This window comes from Ideonella sp. B508-1 (assembly GCF_000333615.1).
Taxonomy (GTDB): domain Bacteria; phylum Pseudomonadota; class Gammaproteobacteria; order Burkholderiales; family Burkholderiaceae_C; genus Ideonella.
This window is the reverse complement of sequence record NZ_BADL01000328.1, coordinates 1-1,237: the sequence shown is the minus strand read 5'-3', so window position 1 is coordinate 1,237 and position 1,237 is coordinate 1. Positions and strand designations below refer to the sequence as shown.

Annotated in this window: 2 protein-coding genes; both read left to right on the top strand. The window is 67.2% G+C overall.

Annotated elements, in window-relative coordinates:
• On the top strand, positions 1-501 hold a 501-nt coding region (locus tag I73_RS28020), incomplete at its 5' end, for a PAS domain-containing sensor histidine kinase (RefSeq protein WP_040500388.1).
• A gap of 10 nt (positions 502-511) precedes the next feature.
• The gene (locus I73_RS14430) at positions 512-1,225 is read left to right on the top strand and encodes a response regulator (protein WP_022981264.1); all 714 of its coding nucleotides are present in this window, start codon (positions 512-514) and stop codon (positions 1,223-1,225) included.
• The last annotated feature ends 12 nt before the right edge of the window (positions 1,226-1,237 follow it).

The following is a 1,237-nucleotide window of genomic DNA, read 5'->3' as shown; positions in this document are numbered from 1 at the left end:
GCTGGCCTGTACGGCGAGCAGCAGAGAAAAGGGCGGCTCATCGCCCGCTGCGCCCNTGCGCTGCCCNTGGTGGCCCGAGACCCCACCCAGCTGCGTCAGGTCATCCACAACCTGGTGCAGAACGCGCTGGACGCGGTGGAGGCCCAGGAACATGCCCGCGTCTGCCTCGAAACCGAGGTCTTGCATGCCCAAGAAGGGGGGGCGCCGCTGGTGCGCCTGAAAGTGTCGGACAATGGGCCGGGTTTCAGCGAGAAGGTGCTCAACCGCGCCTTCGAACCCTATGTCACCACCAAGAGCAAGGGCACTGGCCTGGGCTTGGCGGTGGTGAAGAAGATCGCTGACGAACATGGGGCCCGTGTGCGCATCGTCAACCTTCCGCCGGATGAAGGCGGCAGCGGCGCAGCAGGCGGGGCCCAGGTTTCGCTATCATTTTCGGGCATCACTGAACAGAAGGATCCTGCAGGACCTCCCGCGGCCAACCCACCCGTGAACGGCTCCTGACGCGACCTCCATGGCAACGATACTTGTAGTCGACGACGAGATGGGCATCCGTGCCCTGCTCTCGGAAATCCTGACCGACGAAGGCCACAGCGTCGAGTTGGCGGAAAACGCTGCCCAGGCCCGCGCGGCCCGCGAGCGCATGCGGCCCGATCTGGTGCTGCTCGACATCTGGATGCCCGATGTCGACGGCATCACCCTGCTCAAGGAGTGGGGCGCCACCGGCCTGCTGAACATGCCGGTGGTCATGATGAGCGGCCACGGCACCATCGACACCGCGGTCGAAGCCACCAAGTTCGGTGCCATGGCCTTCCTCGAAAAGCCCATCACGCTGCAGAAGCTGCTGCGCGCGGTGGAGCAGGCCCTGGCCCGCGCCGTGCCCAAGGCCCCGCCGGCGTCCGGCCTGTCGCCCGTGGCCGGCAACGGCATCTTCCGCGCCGAACCCGGGCTGACCGTGGAGGCCGCCATGACCGGCGGCATGGGCCTGCCCGTGCCGATGCCGGTGGAGCTGGGCCCCCAGTCGGAGCAGAGCTTCGATCTGGACCGCCCGCTGCGCGAGGCCCGCGACGCCTTCGAGAAAAGCTACTTCGAGTTCCACCTCGCCCGCGAGAACGGCAGCATGACCCGCGTGGCCGAGAAGACCGGGCTGGAGCGCACCCACCTGTACCGCAAGCTCAAGCAGCTGGGCGTCGATCTCTCGCGCAACAAGCGCGGCACACTTGCGTGATCCTGCAGAACT

Excerpts from the sequence above, each read along its gene's own strand:
- I73_RS14430 (WP_022981264.1), top strand. The coding sequence starts at position 512 with ATGGCAACGATACTTGTAGTCGACGACGAGATGGGCATCCGTGCCCTG.